19 protein-coding genes and 1 riboswitch are annotated in these 20,537 nt (G+C 67.0%); of the genes, 5 read left to right on the plus strand and 14 right to left on the minus strand.

The features are described from left to right. Positions 1-6: 6 nt before the first annotated feature. Positions 7-102: riboswitch (glycine riboswitch) on the minus strand. Between the two features lie 139 nt (positions 103-241). The 6 genes from ACIRRA_RS22820 to ACIRRA_RS22845 form a co-directional block, all read right to left on the minus strand. Further along, positions 242-808: a MerR family transcriptional regulator gene (locus ACIRRA_RS22820; protein ID WP_402771355.1), complete on the minus strand. Its 567-nt coding sequence runs from the start codon at positions 806-808 to the stop codon at positions 242-244. 207 nt (positions 809-1,015) lie between these two features. After that, a complete protein-coding gene (locus tag ACIRRA_RS22825) occupies positions 1,016-1,489 on the minus strand; it encodes a bifunctional nuclease family protein (protein WP_040807814.1) in 474 nt (157 codons plus the stop codon). A 147-nt stretch (positions 1,490-1,636) separates the two neighbouring features. Next, a complete protein-coding gene (locus tag ACIRRA_RS22830) occupies positions 1,637-2,422 on the minus strand; it encodes a MerR family transcriptional regulator (protein ID WP_402771358.1) in 786 nt (261 codons plus the stop codon). A gap of 44 nt (positions 2,423-2,466) precedes the next feature. After that, complete coding sequence (gene garA / locus ACIRRA_RS22835; protein ID WP_354850581.1) at positions 2,467-2,934, minus strand: glycogen accumulation regulator GarA; 468 nt, start codon at positions 2,932-2,934, stop codon at positions 2,467-2,469. A 185-nt stretch (positions 2,935-3,119) separates the two neighbouring features. Continuing rightward, positions 3,120-3,518, minus strand: coding sequence for a glycine cleavage system protein GcvH (gcvH, locus tag ACIRRA_RS22840; protein ID WP_402771362.1), 399 nt, complete (start codon positions 3,516-3,518; stop codon positions 3,120-3,122). Positions 3,519-3,580: 62 nt separating this feature from the next. Continuing rightward, positions 3,581-4,198 carry a CDP-alcohol phosphatidyltransferase family protein gene (locus ACIRRA_RS22845; RefSeq protein ID WP_402771364.1) on the minus strand — a complete coding sequence of 206 codons (618 nt, stop codon included), beginning with the start codon at positions 4,196-4,198 and terminating at the stop codon, positions 3,581-3,583. A 215-nt stretch (positions 4,199-4,413) separates the two neighbouring features. Between ACIRRA_RS22845 and ACIRRA_RS22850 the strand changes: the two genes are divergently transcribed. Together ACIRRA_RS22850 and ACIRRA_RS22855 are read left to right on the plus strand one after the other, a co-directional pair. Further along, positions 4,414-6,108, plus strand: a complete 1,695-nt coding sequence (locus ACIRRA_RS22850; RefSeq protein WP_402771367.1) for a GMC oxidoreductase — start codon at positions 4,414-4,416, stop codon at positions 6,106-6,108. Between the two features lie 83 nt (positions 6,109-6,191). Continuing rightward, on the plus strand, positions 6,192-7,082 hold the full coding sequence (locus ACIRRA_RS22855; protein ID WP_402771370.1) for a nuclease-related domain-containing protein: 891 nt from the start codon (positions 6,192-6,194) through the stop codon (positions 7,080-7,082). Here the strand turns inward: ACIRRA_RS22855 and ACIRRA_RS22860 are convergent. The 5 genes from ACIRRA_RS22860 to ACIRRA_RS22880 form a co-directional block, all read right to left on the minus strand. Next, positions 7,057-7,725 carry a phosphatase PAP2 family protein gene (locus tag ACIRRA_RS22860; protein ID WP_402771373.1) on the minus strand — a complete coding sequence of 223 codons (669 nt, stop codon included), beginning with the start codon at positions 7,723-7,725 and terminating at the stop codon, positions 7,057-7,059. The two genes, ACIRRA_RS22855 and ACIRRA_RS22860, sit on opposite strands and share 26 nt — an antisense overlap. A gap of 31 nt (positions 7,726-7,756) precedes the next feature. Further along, on the minus strand, positions 7,757-8,389 hold the full coding sequence (locus ACIRRA_RS22865) for a cytochrome b (protein WP_402771376.1): 633 nt from the start codon (positions 8,387-8,389) through the stop codon (positions 7,757-7,759). Continuing rightward, on the minus strand, positions 8,386-9,453 hold the full coding sequence (locus ACIRRA_RS22870) for a catalase family peroxidase (RefSeq protein WP_402771379.1): 1,068 nt from the start codon (positions 9,451-9,453) through the stop codon (positions 8,386-8,388). The genes ACIRRA_RS22865 and ACIRRA_RS22870 overlap by 4 nt, the downstream gene beginning before the upstream one ends. A gap of 118 nt (positions 9,454-9,571) precedes the next feature. After that, a complete protein-coding gene (locus tag ACIRRA_RS22875) occupies positions 9,572-9,868 on the minus strand; it encodes a hypothetical protein (RefSeq protein WP_402771381.1) in 297 nt (98 codons plus the stop codon). A 224-nt stretch (positions 9,869-10,092) separates the two neighbouring features. Further along, entirely contained in the window at positions 10,093-11,991 is a 1,899-nt protein-coding gene (locus ACIRRA_RS22880; protein ID WP_402771384.1) for an acyl-CoA dehydrogenase, read from the minus strand. A gap of 132 nt (positions 11,992-12,123) precedes the next feature. Here ACIRRA_RS22880 and ACIRRA_RS22885 point away from each other — a divergent pair, with 132 nt between their 5' ends. From ACIRRA_RS22885 to ACIRRA_RS22895, 3 genes are all read left to right on the plus strand, one after another. After that, a complete protein-coding gene (locus ACIRRA_RS22885; protein WP_402771449.1) occupies positions 12,124-13,515 on the plus strand; it encodes a threonine/serine exporter ThrE family protein in 1,392 nt (463 codons plus the stop codon). Between the two features lie 140 nt (positions 13,516-13,655). Further along, on the plus strand, positions 13,656-15,884 hold the full coding sequence (locus tag ACIRRA_RS22890) for an MMPL family transporter (protein ID WP_402771386.1): 2,229 nt from the start codon (positions 13,656-13,658) through the stop codon (positions 15,882-15,884). Positions 15,885-15,905: 21 nt separating this feature from the next. Continuing rightward, entirely contained in the window at positions 15,906-16,364 is a 459-nt protein-coding gene (locus tag ACIRRA_RS22895; protein WP_402771389.1) for a GNAT family N-acetyltransferase, read from the plus strand. Between the two features lie 12 nt (positions 16,365-16,376). On the opposite strand, the gene ACIRRA_RS22900 is transcribed toward ACIRRA_RS22895, so the two are convergent. The 3 genes from ACIRRA_RS22900 to ACIRRA_RS22910 form a co-directional block, all read right to left on the minus strand. Next, positions 16,377-17,105 carry a TetR/AcrR family transcriptional regulator gene (locus tag ACIRRA_RS22900; protein ID WP_402771392.1) on the minus strand — a complete coding sequence of 243 codons (729 nt, stop codon included), beginning with the start codon at positions 17,103-17,105 and terminating at the stop codon, positions 16,377-16,379. 71 nt (positions 17,106-17,176) lie between these two features. After that, the gene (locus ACIRRA_RS22905) at positions 17,177-18,403 is read right to left on the minus strand and encodes a cytochrome P450 (RefSeq protein WP_402771395.1); all 1,227 of its coding nucleotides are present in this window, start codon (positions 18,401-18,403) and stop codon (positions 17,177-17,179) included. 159 nt (positions 18,404-18,562) lie between these two features. Beyond that, positions 18,563-20,074 carry a sugar transferase gene (locus ACIRRA_RS22910; RefSeq protein ID WP_402771397.1) on the minus strand — a complete coding sequence of 504 codons (1,512 nt, stop codon included), beginning with the start codon at positions 20,072-20,074 and terminating at the stop codon, positions 18,563-18,565. Positions 20,075-20,537 lie beyond the last annotated feature (463 nt).

Genomic DNA, 20,537 nt, shown 5'->3' on the forward strand with positions numbered 1-20,537 from the left:
GCGTCGAAACTCCGCACGGTCCCTGGTGCCTGAGAGATTGACGGGGAGGTGCTGCTCCTTCGGCGTCCGAGACTATCCCCGGAACTCTCCCGCACGGCTGCGACGCACTGCCAGTCTAAGCGGCGCCACGTTACAAGAATGTTGCCTGGGCCGGTTTCACACCGTGGCGCGCTCCGAACGACCGGCCCCCGATACACGAAACGCGCGCCGCTCGAGGCGACGCGCGTTCGAAAAGGGGTGTCTACCCGGTCTTGCTCATCCGGGCCTTGCGGCGGAAGGACAGCTCGTCCTCGGGACGGTCCGAGGCGGTGGCGGTTTCGGCGCGCTCGGCCGGGAAGTTGGCGATGGCTCCGGTGAGTTCGCGCATGGCACCGCTGACGGCGATGCCGAACACGCCCTGGCCGCCCTGCAGTAAATCGACCACCTCTTCGGCGGAGGAGCACTCGTAGACGGTGGTGCCGTCGGAGAAGAGGGTGATCCCAGCGAGGTCTTCGACGCCCCGGCTGCGCAGGTGATCCACGGCGATGCGGATGTTCTGCAGCGAGATGCCGGCGTCGAGGAGCCGCTTGACGATCTTCAGGACCAGGATGTCCTTGAACGAGTACAGACGCTGGCTGCCGGATCCGGTGGCACTGCGGATGGACGGGACGACCAGTCCGGTGCGGGCCCAGTAATCGAGCTGGCGGTAGGTGATGCCGGCCACCTGACAAGCGCTGGGCACGCGGTAGCCGACAAGTTCGTCGGGCACCGTGTCATCGGGGAACAGCCCTGGCTGCACCACATCCTGAGGTTGCGGTTGATCTCCCACTGACTACTCCCTTACTGCTTACCTATCAGGGCTCGGGCTCTGTCAATCGACTCTGGAGCGTTGGCCTAACAATCGAGGCTACTCCCCTGATTGTCGCGGCAGAATCGGCACCGTCAAAGCTTGACCGGCCGCGTGTTTTTAACCCTAAACCTGAGGTAGAGACGCTGTTTTGTCCCGTTTCGAGATCATCACCCGGTCAGAAACTGGTCAGCTGTCCGTGGCCTTGAAGTCGTCGGGAGATACCGATTCGAGAAACTCCTTGAACTTCTCGACCTCGTCCTCACGCTCGTCCGGCATGACCAGTCCGGCCTCTTCCAGCACCGGCTCCTCGGCATAGATCGGGCAGCCCACCCGCAGCGCGATGGCCACCGAATCCGAGGGCCGCGCGGAGATGCGTAGATCGTTCTCGAAGACCAGGTCCGCGTAGAAGGTGCCCTCCTGCAGATCCACGATCCGCACCTCTTTGAGGGTGTGCCCGAGCTCCTTGATCAGGATCTTGATCAGATCGTGGGTGAGCGGGCGGATGGGCGTGACGCCCTCCTGCTCCAGCACGATCGCGGTAGCCTCGGCCTGGCCGATCCAAATAGGCAGATAGCGGTCGCCGGAGACCTCTCGGAGCAACAGCACGGGCTGATTCTGTGGTTGTTCGACACGGATGCCGATCACACGCATTTCGCTCATGACCGTGCCTCGCTAGCGATCGCCACGACCATGCGCGAAGGTGCGCTGTATCCAATGATTCGCTCGCTGCGCTCACTCATGGCACTGCCTCCCAAAATCCTCACCGGCCGCCCAACCCGGCTGTAATACCGAGTCTAGGCGAAGAATTCAGCCCCCGAGGGAAGCGCGCACAGAGGTCTTCACCAGGCAGGTGTGCAGAGTCAGCGACAATGCCGCCAACTCGCGGACCGTCTCCTCGGCCCGGGCGCGGGCATCCGCGTCGCGACTCTTGGCGATCGGCGCCGCGATCTGCGCGACCATGGCGGCCTCGCGATCGGCGGCCAGTTTGAAAGCGCGCAGATGCCTTGCCTCCAAACCGAATTCGCTCAGAGCCTTGGCGGTGCGGGCCAGCGTGACGGCGTCGCCGTCGAAATAGCCTGCGGCGCCGGGGGTAATGAGGTTGGCGCGGATCAGCTCGGTCAGGAACTTCTCGTCGATGCCCGCCTGCTCGAGCAGATCCGTCCGGGTGATCCGGATTTCGTGGTCGAACCGGAGCTCCTCGGGCGATACCTCACCGGGCACGGCGTTCAGCCGCCGCAGGCGGCCGCCTCCATTGGGCGGCAGACCATCTCTCGTGCCGGGCCCAGGTCTGGAATCGGGCACGGACCCTCCCACGGCGTTCGCCCGGGCCCGGGCCTCCCGGACCCCGAGCGTCGCCGCCCCACTGTCGATCGCTTCGAGCTGTTCCTTGATCACCTTCAACGGCAGGTACTGATCCCGCTGCGCGGTCAGCACGAAGCGCAGGCGCTCGACATCCGCCACATGAAAGCGGCGGTACCCCGAGGGCGTGCGCTCCGGGCTGATCAGGCCCTCCGACTCCAGGAATCGGATCTTGGAGATGGTGATGTCCGGAAAATCCGGACGCAGGAGATCCAGCACGGAGCCGATCGACATGCCTCCGCGCGTCCACTGCGCTGCGCCAGTCATTCCGCTCGGTCCTATAGACCCGAGTCGCTCGTCGCCGGTCGCGGTCCCGTCAGGAAGACGAGACGGAACTTGCCGATCTGGACCTCGTCACCGTTCTGCAGCTCCGAGGAATCCACCGGCTCCCGGTTGACATAGGTGCCGTTGAGGCTGCCCACATCGACGACCTGGAAAGTGTCGTCGTCCTGGCGGAATTCCGCGTGACGCCGGCTGACGGTGACATCGTCCAGGAAGATGTCACTGTCGGGATGGCGTCCCGCCGAGGTGGTCGGCTGGTCGAGCAGGAAGCGCGAGCCGGCGTTCGGACCACGCTTGACCACCAGCAGGGCCGCGCCCGCGGGCAGGCCCTCCACTCCCTGCACCGGCTGCTCGCCGGTCTGCTCGGTGCGCGACGTGTCGACCTCGTTCAGGAAGTCGGCACGGAACACCGAAGTGGTCTCTGCTGCCGTTTCCTGGTAACCCGGGTCCTTGTTCTCGCTCACCCTTGCTCTCCTCCTCGAACCGAATAATCCATGCAAGCAGTTGATGCCCTCAGCGATGCGGCACTCCGGCCGCTCCCCGCTTCGGGTAGGTCCGGATAATCCGGACACCGGCTGCGCGCACTTCTGTTGGCATTGACCGTACCCTGCCAGGGCGTACCCGTGCAGGTAGAACTGTGAAGGCTCCTTCAGCCTCCGATAACTCCTTGATAACCCGCAGCATCGAGGAGCTTTCCGAGCGAAGCGTCGAGCGCCTCGGCGGACTCCACCTCGACCTCGAAGAGCCACCCGTCGCCGTAGGCGTCGGAGTTGACCGTCTCGGGTTCGGCATCCAGAAGATCGTTCACCGCAACGACTTTCCCGGCCAGCGGGGCGTAGATGTCGGACACGCTCTTGGTGGATTCGATCTCGGCGATGCTGTCACCGCTCGCCACGTCGGAGTCCACCGCCGGCAGTTGCACGAACACGACGTCACCCAGCTGCGACTGCGCGTAATCGGTGATACCCACCCGTACCCGGGTCGGACCCACTTTGCTCACCCACTCGTGCTCTTCGGAGTAGCGCAAATCCTCGGGTACTGCGGTCACTGGCAGTGTCCTTTCAACGGGCGTTCCTCTCGGGATCGTCGTCGATCCGTCCGCCGCACACACTATCGGGAATGATCATGGTGCGGCACGGGCGGTATCGCTCGGGCCACGGCGACGGCTTTGCGGAGATACAGCAGTCCGGTCCAGACGTAGACCGCCGTGCCCCAGATCAAGAATGCCCCACCGAAGGCGCGGCCGAAACCTGCGGCCGCCCAGTCCATCTGCCCCGCCAGCAGCCAGGGCAGCGCGGACATCAGCGCGAAGGTGGCGGCCTTGCCCAGGTAGATGACCTCGGGCGGGGGGAGGTTGCGGCGCCGGTAGATGCCGAGGGTGAGGGTCAGGATCGCGTCGCGGCCGACCAGGATCAGCACCACCCACCAGGGCAGGATGCCGCGAATCAGGAAGCCGCCCAGGGTCGCCAGCAGATAGAGGCGATCCACCAGCGGGTCGAGGATGGCGCCCAGTTTGGACGACTGGTCCAGCAGGCGGGCCAGCTTGCCGTCCAGGAAGTCGGTGATGCCGCTGACGACCAGCAGCGTGAAGGCCCAGCCGTCGGCCTTCTCGGCGAGCAGCAGCCACAGAAAAACCGGGACGCCGATCAGCCGGATCAGGCTGAGCACGTTGGGCACGGTGAAGATGCGGTCGCTGTAGACCGGCTCGGCGTTCCGCTCGGTTGTCACAACCCGGTCATACCCCAATCGCTGCGCCATCTCCATCCGGGCACGCCGCCGCGCCGCCGCCGGAGCCGACCGGTATGGTCGCTGCCATGCCCACTCGGTGAGAGAATGACATTAGTATCTTCTCATTGTATTGGTGGGTGTGAATTCGCGGGCGTGCTGCGGTTCGGACCCGAGTGGTGAAGGCTGATCGGTACAGCCCAGGGAGAGGAAATGCCATGCCCGACTTCGACTATGACGTCGTCGTTATCGGCTCCGGGTTCGGGGGGAGCGTGAGCGCGCTGCGCCTGAGCGAGAAGGGCTACCGGGTGGCCGTGCTGGAATCCGGCCGCCGCTGGAACGCCGAGGACATCCCCAAGACGAACTGGAATGTGCGCAAGTCGATCTGGGCCCCGCGGCTGGGGCTGACCGGCACCCAGCGCATCAGCATTCTGGGCAAGTGCGCGGTGTTCTCGGCGGCGGGCGTGGGCGGCGGGTCGCTGATCTACGGCAACACCCTCTACGAGCCGCTGCCGGCCTTCTACACCGACCGGCAGTGGGCCCACATCACCGACTGGCGCTCGGAGCTCGCGCCGTACTACGACCAGGCGCAGCGCATGCTGGGCGTGGCCCCGAATCCGCGCATGACCCCGGCCGACGACGTGATCCGTTCGGTGGCACAGGATCTGGGCGTGGCCGACACCTTCCACGCCACCAATGTGGGTGTGTTCTTCAACGAGGCCGCGCCGGGCGAGGAGGTGGACGACCCGTACTTCGGCGGGGCGGGTCCGAGGCGTGCCGGCTGCATCCATTGCGCGCGTTGTTTCACCGGCTGCCCGCACAACGCCAAGAACACCACGCCCAAGAACTACCTGTACCTGGCCGAGCAGGCGGGCGCGCACGTGTTCGAGCTGACCACGGCCACCAAGGTGCGGCCCATGACCGGCGGCGGCTACGCCATCGAGACGCAGCGCTCGGATCGCTGGGTTCGCAAGGGGCGCAAGGTGTTCACCGCCGAGCAGGTGGTGTTCGCGGCGGCCGCGCTGGGCACCCAGAAGCTGCTGCACAAGATGCGGGACGAGGGCGTGCTGCCGAACCTGTCGCCGCGGCTGGGCGAGCTGACCCGGTCCAACTCCGAGGCCATCCTGAACGTGGTGAGCAAGGCCCGCGACGACTTCGCCGAGGGCATCGCCATCACCTCCTCGATCCATCCCGAGCCCGACACCCATGTCGAGGTGTGCCACTACGGCAAGGGCCAGAACGGCCTGTTCCCGCTCTCGGTGCCACTGGTGGACGGCGGCGCGTTCCGGTTCCTGCGCTTCCTGCTGGCCATGCTGCTGCACCCGGTGGTGTTCGCGCGCAGTCTCAATGCCCGCCGGGCATCGGAGAAGTCGGTCATCCTGCTGGTCATGCAGTCGCTGGACAACTCGTTGACCTCGTTCCGCCGCTGGGGGCAGCTGAGGACCAAACAGGGTATGGGCAAGCCGAATCCGACCTGGATCCCGCTCGCGCACGACGTCGGCCGCCGCTTCGGGGCGAAGGTCGACGGCGACGTGCAGATGCTGGCCATGGACGTGTTCAACATCCCGGCCACCGCCCACTACATCGGCGGCTGCGTCATCGGGGAGGGCCCGGAAAGCGGTGTGGTGGACCCGTATCAGCGCGTGTACGGCCATCCGGGCCTGCATATCGCCGACGGCTCGGCGGTGACGGCGAACCTGGGCGTGAACCCGTCGCTGACCATCACCGCCCAGGCCGAGCGCGCAATGGCGTTCTGGCCCAACCGAAACGAGGCCGATCCGCGGCCCGCGCTGGGTGCCGCGTATCGTCGGATCCGCCCCGTCGCGCCCAAGCACGCGGTGGTGCCGGACTTCGCGCCCGGCGCGTTGCGACTGCCCCTGTTCCCGAACGATCACGAGCTCTCCGCGAACTGAGCGCGGCGGCGTGCCCGGCGGTAGTTTGGGGTGCTGTGCCCGTACCATTCCCGGTATCGATTCGACGAGGAAGGTGAGAGCCGATGCTCGTCCGAGTGCAGAACACCGCCGGCACCCACGCCGAGAAGGTGCTCATCGATTGGCTGCGGACCTGGAAGGGCAGCACCGACCCCAAGGGCGTCGCCACCGTCAACTGCAGTCTGTTCCACGGCGATAAGCTGCATCCGTTCGACGCGGTGGTGTGGACGCCGACCAGCTGTGTGGTGATCGAGGCCGAGGCGCTGTCGGAGCGCATGGACGGTGAGCTCGAGGTTCCGGTCAACGGCCCCTGGCGGGTCGGCGACCGGATCATCGCCTTCGAGGGCGGCGACAAGCGCAGTCCGCTGGACAAGTCCCGCGATCACACCTTCGCGCTGCAGAACTGGCTGGCCGAGCGGGGGCTCGGGCAGCGCGTCATCCACGGCATCGTGCTGGTGGTGCCGGCGCCCGGCTCGAATCTACGGATCACCCAGCTGTGGAACGATCCCAGTTTCCAGGTGCTGCTGGGCGATGAGCGGCGGCTGCGCGACCACTTCACCAGCCTGCTCTCGCGGGGGCGGCCGCAGTGGTCCGCCAATGACGTGGCCTGGGCGTTCCGCGGCCTGGGCATCCTGCCGTATCTGCCCGCGCCGCAAGACCTGCTGAACGAGGGCTTCCTGGGCCCGGTGGATCCGACGCTGTGGCACGGCGGTCCGCAGCAGGCCCAGGCCGAGGCCTTCGCCGAGGAGCAGGCGCGGCTGGAGCACGACCGCGGCTCGGCCGGGCGCGGTCTGAACATCCCCGAGCCGTGGTTCAGCCCGCGCAAGCTCTATCCGCGCCGCAGTGACCGGATCGAGGTGACCCGCGGACTCATGCGGGTGATGCTGACGCTGGGTTTCGTGGTGGCCGCGCTGTGGGTGGTGTGGTTCATCATCGCGGTTGCGGCGTCGTACTAGACGACGCCGCGACCGGTGTAGCCGCGAAGTAGCGGAACGGTAGGTAGAGGGCGGTCACGAGCGCGACCGCGGCCGCCGTTCCGCCCAGTACGTCGGTCGGATGGTGGTATCCGAAGCCGACCATGCCGATCATGACGGCGGGCAGCACCACGACCATGACGACCACCGTGCCGGTCCGCACGCGCGTGGATTCGGCCACGAGGGCGAAGGCGGTGACGACCGCGACCAGCTGGACGGTGTGCCCGCTGGGGTAGGCGAGATAGTGGTCGAGCCTGCGGTCCCAGAACGGTTTGAGCGCAAAGGTATTGACGGCCACCACCAGCTCGGGGGCCACCAGGGCGAATCCGGCCTGCCACCACTGGCGCCGGTAGGCGAACCACGCCGTGGAAGCGCACAGCAGCGGCAGGACGACATAACCGTTACTGGGGAACAGCAGGATCCGGTACACCCACGTGTGCGCGTCCAGCCCCGAGTGGATATCGCGCTCCAGCACCAGATCCGCGCTCGTCGACCCGCCGCCGGCCGGAAACGACAGCGGCACAAGGACAGTGACGATGACCCCCGCCAGCACGATGGCGGGCAGGGCGGCACGGCGTCTCCGCTGATCCGGCTGGGTGGGGGCGGGCGCGGTCGATCGAGTCACGGCTGCACGATACCGACGGCCCGCCCGCGCCTCAGGATCGGCGCATGAGCAGCATGCGCCGCAGCAGCCCGTCACGCAGCCCGATCGCATGCCACAGCACGGCGGACATGTGGGCGGTGAACAGGGCCAGCAGCAGATAGGCCAGCCAGGAGTGCAGGGTGCGCAACTGTGCGTAGAGGTGTGCGTTCTCCGGCGCGATCGCGGGCAGGTGGAGGCCGCCGCCGATCCGCACCGGAATCCCGGAAGCCGACACCAGCGCCCATCCGACGACGGGCTGGAGCAGGAACAGCACGTACAACGACAGCTCCGACGCCATCGCGATCCGGCGCTCGGCCGGTGACAGCGCCGCCGGGGCGGGCGCCCGACGCAGCAACCGGTTGACCAGCCGCGCCACGCCGAGCACCAGGATGGCGATGCCGACCGTCCGATGGACGCTCAGCAGCACGCCGTAATCCCCGACCGATCCGACCAGGGCGGCTCCGAGGAACAGCATGGCCACGAGGAGCACGGCCATCAGCGAGTGCAGCACCCGCGTGGTGAGGTCGAAATGGCCCGCCCGCGCGATGGGTTCGGCGGGCGCCGTGGCGTCGGCTTCCGGCACGTCCGGTGTCGTCGGATCCGATTCCTCGACCGTGGTCACGGCCGGTTCCATCGCCCCGCTCATGCCAAACCCTCCACCCGCAGTGGCTGCCGGGTCGCGGTCTCGCCCGCCCGGCGTCGATACGACTCGGCATAGGCGGCCGAGCGCGCTTGCAGCACACGGTCGTCCGAGGCTGCGATGCCGTTCGGCAGTACCAGCGGATCGAAGTTGACATCCCGCACATTGGCCGCGGACTCGCTCGTGACGCCGGTCAAAACCAGTGTGCCGGTGTCGATGCCGCGCCTCTCCGCCGGCCAGGGGATGGTCGGGTCGTGCGTCGGATCGGCGCCGCGAGTGCCCACCACCGCGATCAGTTTCCAACGTAGCGATTCCCGGCGGAGGTCCCGGACCAGGCCGGTGAAGAGCTGATCGTCACCTGATGCACCGGTGGCACCGGTGGTTTCGGGTTCGAGCCGCCAGCGGACCGGAGTCCGGGTGCCGTGCGCGTCGATGCATTCGAAGGCGTTGAGGCCGTGGAAGGTCGAGGTGGCGAAGCTCGCCGTCGGCGGGTTCCGCTTGATGACCTCCAGTGCGGCAGCGGTTTTCGGATGCGTGGCCAGATAGGCGCGTACTCGCTCCGGATCCGGTTTCCCGGTGGCCGGGTCGGGCGCGTAGGCCGCGGTCCGGTCATGGAAGTCCTGGGCGGAGGCGTCGGTGAAGACGGGGATATTGAGCAGAGCCAGCCGCCATTCCTCACCGGCGGGCAGGGTGACCCGCAGTCCGAGCCCCCGGCGCGCGTCGAGAACGTCGGGCGCGAACGGCTTGCCGCCCGCCAGCGAGAACCGACCGTTCACCGGGTAGCTGCCGGGCCGGAACACCGCGGCCGTCGACAGCTCCGTGCCGGCCCCGCTGCTCTCGAAGCGTCCCGCCACCGCGACGCCCTTGGCATGGTTGCGCCGATAGCCCGGGACGAAACCGTTGGCGGCCTGCAGGCCGTCGACGATGCGCCGGGCGGTCAGCCGCGCCGGGCCGACGGCATTCTCCGCGAACAGGAATCCGCCGACGCCGGCGGTTCCCGCACCGGCGATCACCGCCGCGGCCAGCAGCGCGCGCCGATTCAGGCGTAGCGGACCGTTCTCCTCGCCCATTCGTATCTCCTCGTGTCGATCGTCGAAACGAGAGAGACGATGCCCTGCGGGCGGCTGCGGACACCAACCGACACGGCGGGTATCGGCATGACTTCATGGTTCCGTAAGAACTCGCGAGTCACTCTCGCAGCGCCGCCCGTTCCAGGAGCGGACGCGGACGCCCGGGTCCACCAGTTGGCGATTCCCAGCAGCCGCATGAAGGCGGACACCAGGACCATGCGGACGAGTGCGGCGTCCATGAGCACGGCCATCGCCAGGCCCGGACCTCGCTGCCGGTGAGCAGGAGCAGCAGCACGAAGGTGATGGCCGTGATCCAGGCGACGGGTTTCGGGAAGCCCTGGGCGATGCCCTGCCCCGTGTCCGCGTTCTGCTGGGCGAGACCGCCGAACAGCACCGGCGCGGGCACGTCGACCACCCGCAGGCGTCCGATTGCCGCTTCGCCGCATCGGAATACGGGCCGAGGCGGGTGGACACGGTCAGGTGCAGGTTGCCGGGTCCAAGGCGATCCTGACGAGGGCCGGCACCGGTTTCGGTGTCCGCAGCGCCGGTGCGATCAGTCTGCCGATCATGGCGGGGCGTGTGTGCAACCTCTCAATGATGCACGGAGGCAATATAATTCAGCTGCGGCGGCGATCGGGGTCAGCCGAGCACGGCGGCGCGCAGCATGCCCTCCGGCACGCCGAGTCCCTCGATCAGGGTGAGCGCCTGCGGCCGTAGCCGATCGACGAGTTCGTTCACGCCGCGGCGCACCGCCTTGGCCCGCTCCACGGACATGAACCGGTGCATGATGTACCAGGCCTGGTTCTGCTCGATGGTCCAGTAGACGTACAGGTCGCACACCGAATCGGCGAGGGCGCGCGCGTCCGGGTCTTCGATCTCCGCGATGCCGTCGATGAAGGCCTCCAGCACCAAACGCTCGATGTGCGCGGTGCCGGCGGCGAGGATGTGGTCCTGGGCATTGTTGAACGCCTCGAAGGGCCCGGTCTCCTCGGCGCGGGCCTGGAGCCGGTGCGCGGCGGTGCGGACCATGTAGTCCTCGCGATCGGCGAACAGCTGCAACTGGACCGACCGCCGGGACAGGTCGCCCTCGTCGACGGACTCGTCGCTGCGGTCGCGCAGGCGCTGGATCATCTGCCGCACACCGGATCGTTCGCGCACCACGTCACGCGCCATGGTGGCCGCGAAGCGCACCCAGCCGAGGGCGTCGAGGTCGCGGACCTCATCGGCATAGGCAGTCAGCAAGTCTTTGGCTACCAGCTGGGTGAGGACCACATTGTCACCTTCGAAGGTCGTGAACACGTCGGTGTCGGCCTTGAGGGTGACCAGGCGGTTCTCGGTGAGATAGCCTGCGCCGCCGCAGGCTTCGCGGCATTCCTGGATCGCCTGGGTGGCATGGCGGGTCTGGGCGACCTTGAGTCCGGCGGCGCGGTTCTCCAGGGCGCGCTGGGCGCGCGGGTCGGTGGCCTGGCCGGTCTGCACCAGGTGCATGCGGTGTACGAGATCGTTCTGCGCGAAAGCCAGTGCGTAGGAACGGGCCACGAGCGGTAGCAAGCGGCGCTGATGGCTGCGGTAGTCCAGCAGCACCGTCTCCTCGCCGGTGTCGGGGTCGGCGAACTGGCGGCGCTGCTCGGCGTAGCGGACGGCGATGCTGAGCGCGACCCGTGCGGCCGCGGCGGCGGCGCCGCCGACACTGATGCGGCCGCGCACGAGGGTGGTGAAGAAGCGGCGGCTGGGGTTCTCGATCTCGGAGCTGTAGGTGCCGTCCGGTGCGACGTCGGCATAGCGGTTGAGCAGGTTCTCCCGCGGAATCCGCACCTGGTCGAACAGGATTCGGCCGTTGTCGACGCCCGGCAGGCCGCCCTTGAGGCCGCAGTCGGAGGTGGTCACCCCGGGCAGGTCGCTGCCCGCCTCGTCACGGATGGGCACCAGGAAGCAGTGCACGCCCTTGCTCTCGCCGCCGGTGATCAGCTGCGCGAAAACCGCTGCCACACGGGCGTGTTCGGCCGCGCCGCCGATGTAGTCCTTGCGGGCCGAGAGAGTCGGGCTGTGCACCACGAACTCCCGGGTCGCCGGATCGTAGGTGGCGGTGGTCTCCAGGTTGGCGACATCGCTGCCGTGCCCGGTCTCGGTCATGGCGAAGCAGCCGAGCAGGCGCAGTGGAATCAGTTCGTCGATGTACTCGCGGTGGCGCTCGGTGCCCAGGTTCTCGACCGCGCCGCCGAAAAGACCCCACTGCACACCGCTTTTCACCCACAGCGACAGGTCGGTGTAGGCCAGCATCTCCAACGCGGTGACCACCGCTCCCGGGTCACCAGGGCTGCCGTCCGGGTGGCGGAAGCCACCCTCGACCCAGCCGAAGGAGGCGACCAGCTGCATCTGTTCCAGCACGCGCGCCCGCGCCGCCTTGATGTCGAGGGCGGGGTCGCCGTAGAGGCGATCGTCGTCGAGGATGCCCCGCGCTCGTTCGCGCACGTCACGCCAGGGGCCGTCGAGTGCCGCGCGGAGCTCGTCCGCAATCGAAACGCCGCTCGTCGGCATACTCGAAAACACTACTGCCCTGGACCTGCTCGCCCCGGTGATCTCTCGCACCCGTGTACGTTTCTGTATGTGAGCACCGATGTGGCTACCGAGTCGGAGGCGCCCTCCGGGCTGCGCGCCCGGTGGCGGCGGATGCTGGACGGAGCGGTGGACCGGCTGGTCGCGGACCGCCGCGCGACCGTCGACACCGTGGTCGAGGCGCCCGCCCCGGTGCAGCCGATCGACCTCACCGATGACGCGACGGTCACCGAGGTGATGGATCTGGCCGAGCGGGTGGGCGAGGTGGTGCTGGCGTCCGGTACCGCGGTCATGGACACCACCACTCAGATCGAATTCATCGCCGCCACCTACGGCCTGTCCAAATGCGATATCGACGTCACCTACAACTCGATTCGCATCTCCGCCGACCGGGGACCGCGTCTGCCGCCCTACAGCACCATGCGCGTCGTGCACTACCGATCGCTCGACTTCACCCGCCTCGCGGCGGCCGACCGGCTGACCCGCCGCATCCGCCGTGAACTGGTGCCGCCGCAGGAGGCGCTCGCGGCGCTGGACGAGATCACCACCGCGCCGCATCCGTATCCGCGGTGGCTCGCGACGGTCGGCTGGGCGGTCATGGCCGCGGCGGTGGCGCTGCTGCTCAATGGCGGACTGCTCGTTGCCCTGCTGAGCTTCGCGGCCACCACCATGATCGATCGCACCAACCGGGTCCTGAATCGGCGCGGCCTGCCGTTCTTCTTCCAGCACATGGTGGGCGGCATCATCGCCACCGTGCCCGCGGTCCTGGTCTCCACCTTCGCCAAGAGCCTGCATCTGGACCCCGCGCTCATCATCGCCGCCGGAATCACGGTGCTGCTGGCCGGTTTACAGCTGGTCGGCGCGGTCGAGGACGCCATTACCGGCGCGCCGATAACGGCGTCGGCGCGCATGCTGGAAGTGATCATGATGACCGGCGGCATCATCGCCGGTATCGCGTTCACCCTGCGGGTGGCGGAGGTGTTCGAGGCGACGGTTCCGATAGCCGACATGACCTCGACCCGCGATCTGAACAATCTGCCGCTGAAGCTGCTCGCGGGCGCGCTCACCTCGGCGGCCTTCGCGCTCGCCTGCTATGCGGAACGGCGGGCCGTCGCGGCGGCGGCGTTCAGCGGTGCGGCGGCCACGATCGTTTATCTTCTGGTCCAGCATTTCGGATTCGGCCCGATCGTGTCGTCGGGTGTGGCGGCCACGGTGGTGGGCCTGGCCGGTGGTCTGCTGGCCCGCCGCGCCCTGACTCCCCCGCTGGTGGTGGCGGTCGCGGGGATCACTCCCCTGCTTCCCGGTCTGCGCGTCTATCGCGGCCTCTACGCGCTGCTCAATGACGAATTGATCGTCGGGCTCAACCAGTTGTTCAGTGCGTTCGCCGTCGGCCTGGCGCTGGCGGCCGGTGTCACCCTGGGCGAGTGGATGGCCCGCGATCTGCGCCGGCCCCGCATCGTGAAGCGCATGGGCTCGCTGCGCCGTCCACGGCTCAGCTCCGGGTGATCACAACACGGCGATTCGACATGGCCTTTTCACCACGATCCATACTTGTTTTCTATCGCTATATCACGTTTCTGAATTCACTTATTGTATTCTGATACAACGCTTTTCACTCCTCGTGATCTTGACTGCTACCGTGCAGTATGACCACGAGAGGCCCGCGTGACCGCGATGTCTTCGCGCTATGGGGAAAACTCGTAGCCAACCACCGTTTTCTCGTTCTGGGCATCGTGGCGGCCGCCCTGCTCGGTCTCGGCGGCTACGCCTGGGGTTTCGAGAGCCGACTCAGCGCGGGCGGTCTGGACGATCCGAACTCGGAGTCCGCGCAGGCCGCGGTGCTGGCCGCCAATGCGTTCGGACCGAACCACGCCGCCGATGTGATCGTGCTGTATCAGGCGCCCGACGGGAAGACCGTCGACGATCCGGACGTGAGCGAGCCGATCGTGGAGAGCCTCAACGGGCTCGCCCAGCACTTCCCGAACGACATCGCCGGCGTGTACGCCACGTATTGGCCCGAGGTCTCCGCCATCCGGGGTTCCTCCGCGGCCTTCGCCACCAAGGACCGGACCCGCGCGGTCGCCTCCGTCGCGTTGAAGGACGGTGCCGCCACGACCGTGAAGGACGCGTTCTCGATTCCGGGTATCAAGGTGTACGTCGGTGGCCTGCAGCCGGTCTCGACCGCCCTGACCGACACCATTTCGGCCGATACCCATCGCATGGAACTGCTGGCCATTCCGGCGGTGGCGGTGCTGTTGTTCTTCATCTTCGGCGGTGTGGTCGCCGCGGCGCTGCCGCTGCTGATGGGCGTGCTGACGATTCTGGGCGCGAACGGCATCGTCCGGGCGATCACCAATGTGACCGAGGTGAATTCCTTCGTGGCGCCGGTCGTTTCGATGATCGGCCTGGGCCTGGCCATCGACTACGCGTTGTTCATCGTGAGCCGGTTCCGCGAGGAAGTGGCCGCCGGATACGACACGCCCGCAGCAGTGCGGCGCGCGGTGATGACCGCGGGCCGCACGGTGTTGTTCTCGGCCACGATGATCGTCGCCAGCCTGGGCGGCATGCTGCTGTTCCCGCAGGGTTTCCTCAAGTCCATCGCGTACGGCGCGATCGCCACCGTCACTCTGGCGGCGCTGACGGCCGTCACGATTCTGCCCGCCATGCTGGCGATCCTCGGGCCGTGGGTGAATGCCCTGGGCATCAAGCGATTCCGCCGTACCGATTCGGCGCAAGAGGTGGAGCAGGGCTTCTGGGGCCGGTCCACCAGCTGGGTGATGCGGCATCCCCGCGAGATCACCGCGGTCCTGATCCTCGGATTGCTGGTACTGATCGTGCCGGTCCGCAATATCGCCTTCGGCGGCTTCAGTGAGAAGTATCTGCCACCGGACAATACGACTCGTGTTGCCCAGCAGCAGATCGACACCTATTTCCCGCTCCGCAAGCCCGACCCGATCGAGTTGCTCATCACCGCCAGTGACAGCACCGAGGTCGGCCCCTTCATCGAACAGGCGAGTCGCGCTCCCGGGCTGGTCACCACCGGGCTCTCGACCGGTTTCGAGATTCCGACCCGCTCCCAGACGCAGCCGAATGTCTATCGCAGCCAGGCGTATCTGATCGATTCCACCAAGTACGACAAGACCATCGACTATCTGCGGGCGCTGCCGGTCCCCGACGATATGACCGTGCTGGTCGGCGGCGTGCCGACGGTTCAGCACGACGCCATCGCCGCGCTGCTGAAACGGCTGCCCCTGATGATCCTGCTGGTGCTGGCCATGACCACGCTGCTGATGTTCCTCACCTTCGGATCCCTGGTCCTCCCGCTGAAAGCCGCCTTCATGAGCGTGCTCGGCCTGGGGTCCACGCTCGGCATCCTGACCTGGATCTTCACCGAGGGCCACGGCGCGACCCTGTTGAACTTCACCCCCCAGCCGATTCAGGCCAACATCCTGTTCCTGATCATCGCCATCATCTACGGCCTCTCCACCGACTACGAGGTTTTCCTGGTGTCCCGCATGGTCGAAGCCCGCGCGCGCGGCGCGACCACCGAGGAGGCCATCCGCTCCGGCACCGCCCAGACCGGCCGCATCATCACCGCCGCCGCCATGATCCTGCTGGTGGTCACCGGCGCCTTCGCCTTCTCCGACCTGGTCCTCATGCAGTACATCGCCTACGGCATGATCGCCGCCCTGATCATCGACGCCACCGTCCTGCGCATGCTCCTGGTCCCCGCCACCATGAAGCTCCTGGGCGACCGCGTCTGGTGGGCGCCGGCCTGGATGAAGCGCATCCAGCAGCGCGTCGGCCTGAGCGAACCCGTCCTGCGCGACGAACCCGCCCACCTCCGCACCGAATTGGCCGACGCCCGAAGCTGATTCATCCCAGGACCCGAGATCATGATCGAAATCCAGGCCCTCCGCCCCGACGATTGGCCCCTCTGGCGCGAGCTGCGGCTGCGGGCCCTCACCGAATCGGCGTCGGCCTTCGGTTCGACCCTCGCCGAGTGGAGCGGCCCCGGCGACACCGAAAAGCGTTGGCGCGCCCGTCTGACCGATGTCCCCCTCAACTTCATCGTTCGTTTGGACGGCACACCCGTCGGGATGGCCGGCGCCTACATCCGGGACGACGATGCGGCAGAACTGATCTCGCTGTGGGTCGCCGAGTCGGCTCGCGGCCGCGGGGTGGGCGACGCGGCCGTGCGTGCGGTCGTGGACTGGGCGGGCCGGCGCGACGTCGTGCTCTCGGTCAAGTCCGGCAACGACAGTGCGATCGCCCTGTATCTCCGCCACGGATTCGTCGACGCCGGACCATCACCCGACGACGACTGCGAACGCTTCATGCGCCGCGCCCACTGAAAAGTGGGCTGATCAGTCGGCGACGAGACCGATGCCGCGGCCGATGTCGGCCAGGGTGGAGTCGAAGAGGACGTCGGGGTGGCTGACCGGGATGGGGTAGTTGCCGAAGACCTCAAGGGTGACGTGGCCGTAGAGGCGGGCCCAGAACTGGATCATGACGTAGCTGACGCCGAGGTCGAGTTTTTCGGCGGGGAACTTCTGGCCGGAGTCGGCGAGAACGCGCAGCAGGTCGGTCTGGAATTTGACGAGGTCGTCGCGGAGTTCGGGCGGGATGAGGGCCGTGGGCGGGGTGACGACGTCGTAGTCGGTGAGGAGGCGGCCGGCGGCGCCGAGGAAGATGCGGCCGACCGGTTCGCCGAATTGCTGCATGGCGCTGGTGATTCCGGCCCCGACCGGGGAGGCGAAGACCAGGGTGAATTCGCGGGAGTGGGCGAGGGCCCAGCGGCGGAAGCCGCGGCAGATGGCGAAGAAGCGGACGCCCGCGTCGTCGGGGAGACCCTCGATGGCGGCTTCCAAATCCTTTGCCAGATCGGCGCATACGTCGGTGCGGACGGCGGCGACGAGGTCGTCGCGGGATTCGTAGTACCGGTAGAGCGCGGGAGCGGTGATGCCCAGCTCCCGCGCGATGGCCCGCAGCGTGATCGCGTCGGGCCCCTGGTCGACCAGCAGTGACCGCGCGACGCGACGGATGTCGGCGTCGCTGACCGCCGGCACCCGCCCGCGTCGGCGAGGTTCACTCATGCTGACTCCATATTTCGAAAGAACGGGGCCCCTACCGGATTACGCACACTACCTCCTCGGGGCCCGGCCGCTCATTCGTACGCGACTTCCCAGCTCTTGATGCCGTTGAGCCAGCCCGAGCGCAGCCGCACCGGCTCGGAGATCTGGTGCAGGTTCGGCATGACGTCGGCGATCGCGTTGAAGATCAGATCCAGCTGCAGGCGAGCCAGATTCGCGCCCACGCAGTAGTGGGTGCCGGTACCGCCGAAGCCGACGTGCGGGTTGGGGTTGCGCAGCACATTGAACTTGTACGGGTCTTCGAAGTAGTTCTCGTCGAAGTTGGCCGCGCTGTAGAACATGCCGACGCGCTGGCCCTTCTGGATCAGCTGGCCGCTGAGCTCGACGTCCTCGATGGCGGTGCGCTGGAAGGCGATGACCGGGGTGGCCCAACGGACGATCTCGTCGGGAGCGGTGCGCGGACGCTGCTCCTTGTAGAGCTCCCACTGATCCGGATTGTCCACGAAGGCCTTCATGCCATGTGTGGTGGCGTTGCGCGTGGTCTCGTTGCCGGCGACCGACAGCAGGATCACGAACCAGGCGAACTCGTCCGACGCCAGCGACTCGCCGTCGATGTCGGCCTCCAGCAGGGTGGAGGCGATGTCGTCCATCGGGCAGGCGCGGCGCTGCTCGGCCAGGTTCCAGGAGTAGCCCATGACCTCGGCGGCGGCGACCTTGTGGTCACCGTTGAACTCGGGGTCGTCGTAGCCGATCATCTGGTTGGACCAGTCGAAGATCTTGCCGCGGTCTTCCTGCGGGATGCCGATGAGCTCGGCGATGGCCTGCAGCGGCAGTTCGCACGCGACCTGTTCGACGAAGTTGCCCGAGCCGTTCTTCTTGGCCTCGTGCACGATTCGCTCGGCGCGCTCGCGCAGCGCGTTGCGCAGCGACTCGATGGCGCGCGGGGTGAAGCCCTTGGAGATGATCCGGCGCAGCTTGGTGTGGCGCGGCGGGTCCATGTTCAGCAGCAGGTAGCGCTGCACCTCGATCTCTTCGCGGGCGATGTCGCCGTAGTAGCGGATGACCGCGGTGTTCTCCTCGTTGGAGAAGGTCTCCGGGCTCTTGGAGATCTCCTTGATGTCATCCATCTGGGAGACGGCCCAGTAACCGCCATCGTCGAAGCCGGTGAGGCCGTTGGCCTGCGGCACCCAGAAGGGCTTGGCCTGCTTGCGGAGTGCTGCGAACTCTTCGACCGGCAGACGCTGCGCGAGCAGGTCAGGGTCGGTGAAGTCGAAACCGGTGGGGATGGACGGCGCGGACACGGAACCTCCTTTGGAACACGTTCGACAACGAGTGAACCACACCACACCAGGGTTTGTGAACACCTTTTACTAAAACCCGTTCACTAGATTCTGCCGGACCGGAACAAGACGCGCCCGCTGCGAGAAAGGCAGCGGGCGCGACGGTTTCGGAATTAGCGGTCAGTACGCTCCATCGCCCCTGGTCACCGTGCCAATCGTCTTGGCGATCAGGAGCAGGTCCAGGACCATGGACCAGTTCTCCACATAGGACAGATCGAGGCGCATGGCGTCCTCGGGGGTCAGATCCGACCGGCCGCTGACCTGCCAGAGACCGGTGACGCCGGGTTTCACCAGCAGGCGGCGGCGCATGACGCCGTCGTAGGAGTCGACCTCGCGCTGGACCTGGGGACGCGGGCCGACGATGCTCATCTCGCCGCGCAGCACGTTGAAGAACTGCGGGAGCTCGTCGAGTGAGTATTTGCGGATGACCTTGCCCACCGAGGTCACCCGCGGATCATCGCGAACCTTGAAGAACAGCGGGTTGCCGCCGTTGCTCTCGATGAGCGCGTTGATGTGCGCCTCGGCGTCGGCGTACATACTGCGGAACTTGATCATCCGGAAGGGCCGCCCGTCCCGGCCGATCCGCTCGGAGAGGTAGAAGATCGGACCGCGACTGGTGACCTTCACCGCGAGCGCGATGACGGCCAGCGCCGGGGCGATGGCCAGCAGGGCGGCGCAGGCGAAGCAGAAGTCGAAGACACCCTTGCGAATCGACTTCGCGCGGTCGTACTGCGGCTTCTCCACGTGCAGCATGGGCATGGAGGCGACCACCCGGTGGGTGAGCCTGGTGCCGGCGATGTCCACCAGACCCGGTGTCACGATCAGTTCGGCGCCCAGTTCGTCCAGCTCCCAGGCCATCCGGCGGAAGTCGGCCGGGCCGAGGTTGTCGGTGGCGGTGACCGCGACGGTGTCGGCCCCCGTCCGCCGGACCGCCTCGATCACGGCGTGATCGCTTGCGACAACCGGGATCTCCCGTCCGCCCACCTCCAGCGCGGCGTCCGCGTGCGCTCCCTCGTCCCGGGTGCACATCCCGATCACCTGATATCCGGAGTCACGATCGCGGGAGAAGGCCGCGACCATGGCCCGCGCCGCCTCCGGGCTGCCGACCACCAGCATGGCGGTGCGGTAGTGGCCGCGGGCGCGGCGCCCGGCCACCCAGCGCCGCCAGATCCGCCGCTCCACCATGAGACCGATCATGCCGAGCGGCAGGGCGATGGCGAGATAGCCGCGAGCGATGTCGACCCGAAGCAGCAGCGAAACAATGGCTATCCCACCGAACAGCTTCAGGGACGCGGCCACCACGCGCCGGTATTCCTCTGTGCCACTGCCGATTACGCGTGGCGATCGGGTGCCGCTGAGGGTCAGCGTGATCGACCACGCCAGGGCCAGCACGGCCGACACCATGGTGTAGCGAACTTCCAGTGGCAACTGGGAGGCCAGTGGCGGCTCGGCCCCCGCGCCGCCGAAGCGAATCCATTGGGCAAATCCGATGGAAAGAACTAGAACGATTAAGTCACTAATAAACAGCCGGCGCGCGTAATCCGCCTGCCAGCGTTCACGATCCGAGCGCGGCTCGGGACGTGGAGGCCGATACGCGTGCACGGCGCGACCGGCAGAAATTTCGTAACTCATGAAACGAACGCACCTCCCCCACGGGAGAACTCGGTTCCGATCCCCGCTGATCAGTTCCACGACGGGCTGACGCCGGTTTCCCAAGGGCTTTCAGGACCATGACAACCGATGTGGCCGCCGAGTGTTTCGGTGGCCAGATGCCGAATGTTACACAACCACGGTGGCGCGCAGGATGTAACCCACAGGGCCCCAACGTTTCCGAAAAGTAACGGGTTTCGCGACGACCGGTTCCCCGTACCGATCCCCCTATTTCCCCTATTCGCAAAATCGCAGGTTGAACTACGCAAGATCCACCGTGTGAGCTGGTCGAAACCCTTGCACTGCAAGGCTCGAGCGTTTGCCGACCGGACGCCAAGTTCTGCGGGTCGCAGAAATTCACTTGTTTTGGCACCATCGGTCACTCGCCCGGCACCCGAACACCACGCAATCCTGTTGTAACGTAAGGCCGGACCGAGCCGACCAC

The organism is Nocardia sp. NPDC101769, assembly GCF_044766925.1.
GTDB lineage: Bacteria > Actinomycetota > Actinomycetes > Mycobacteriales > Mycobacteriaceae > Nocardia.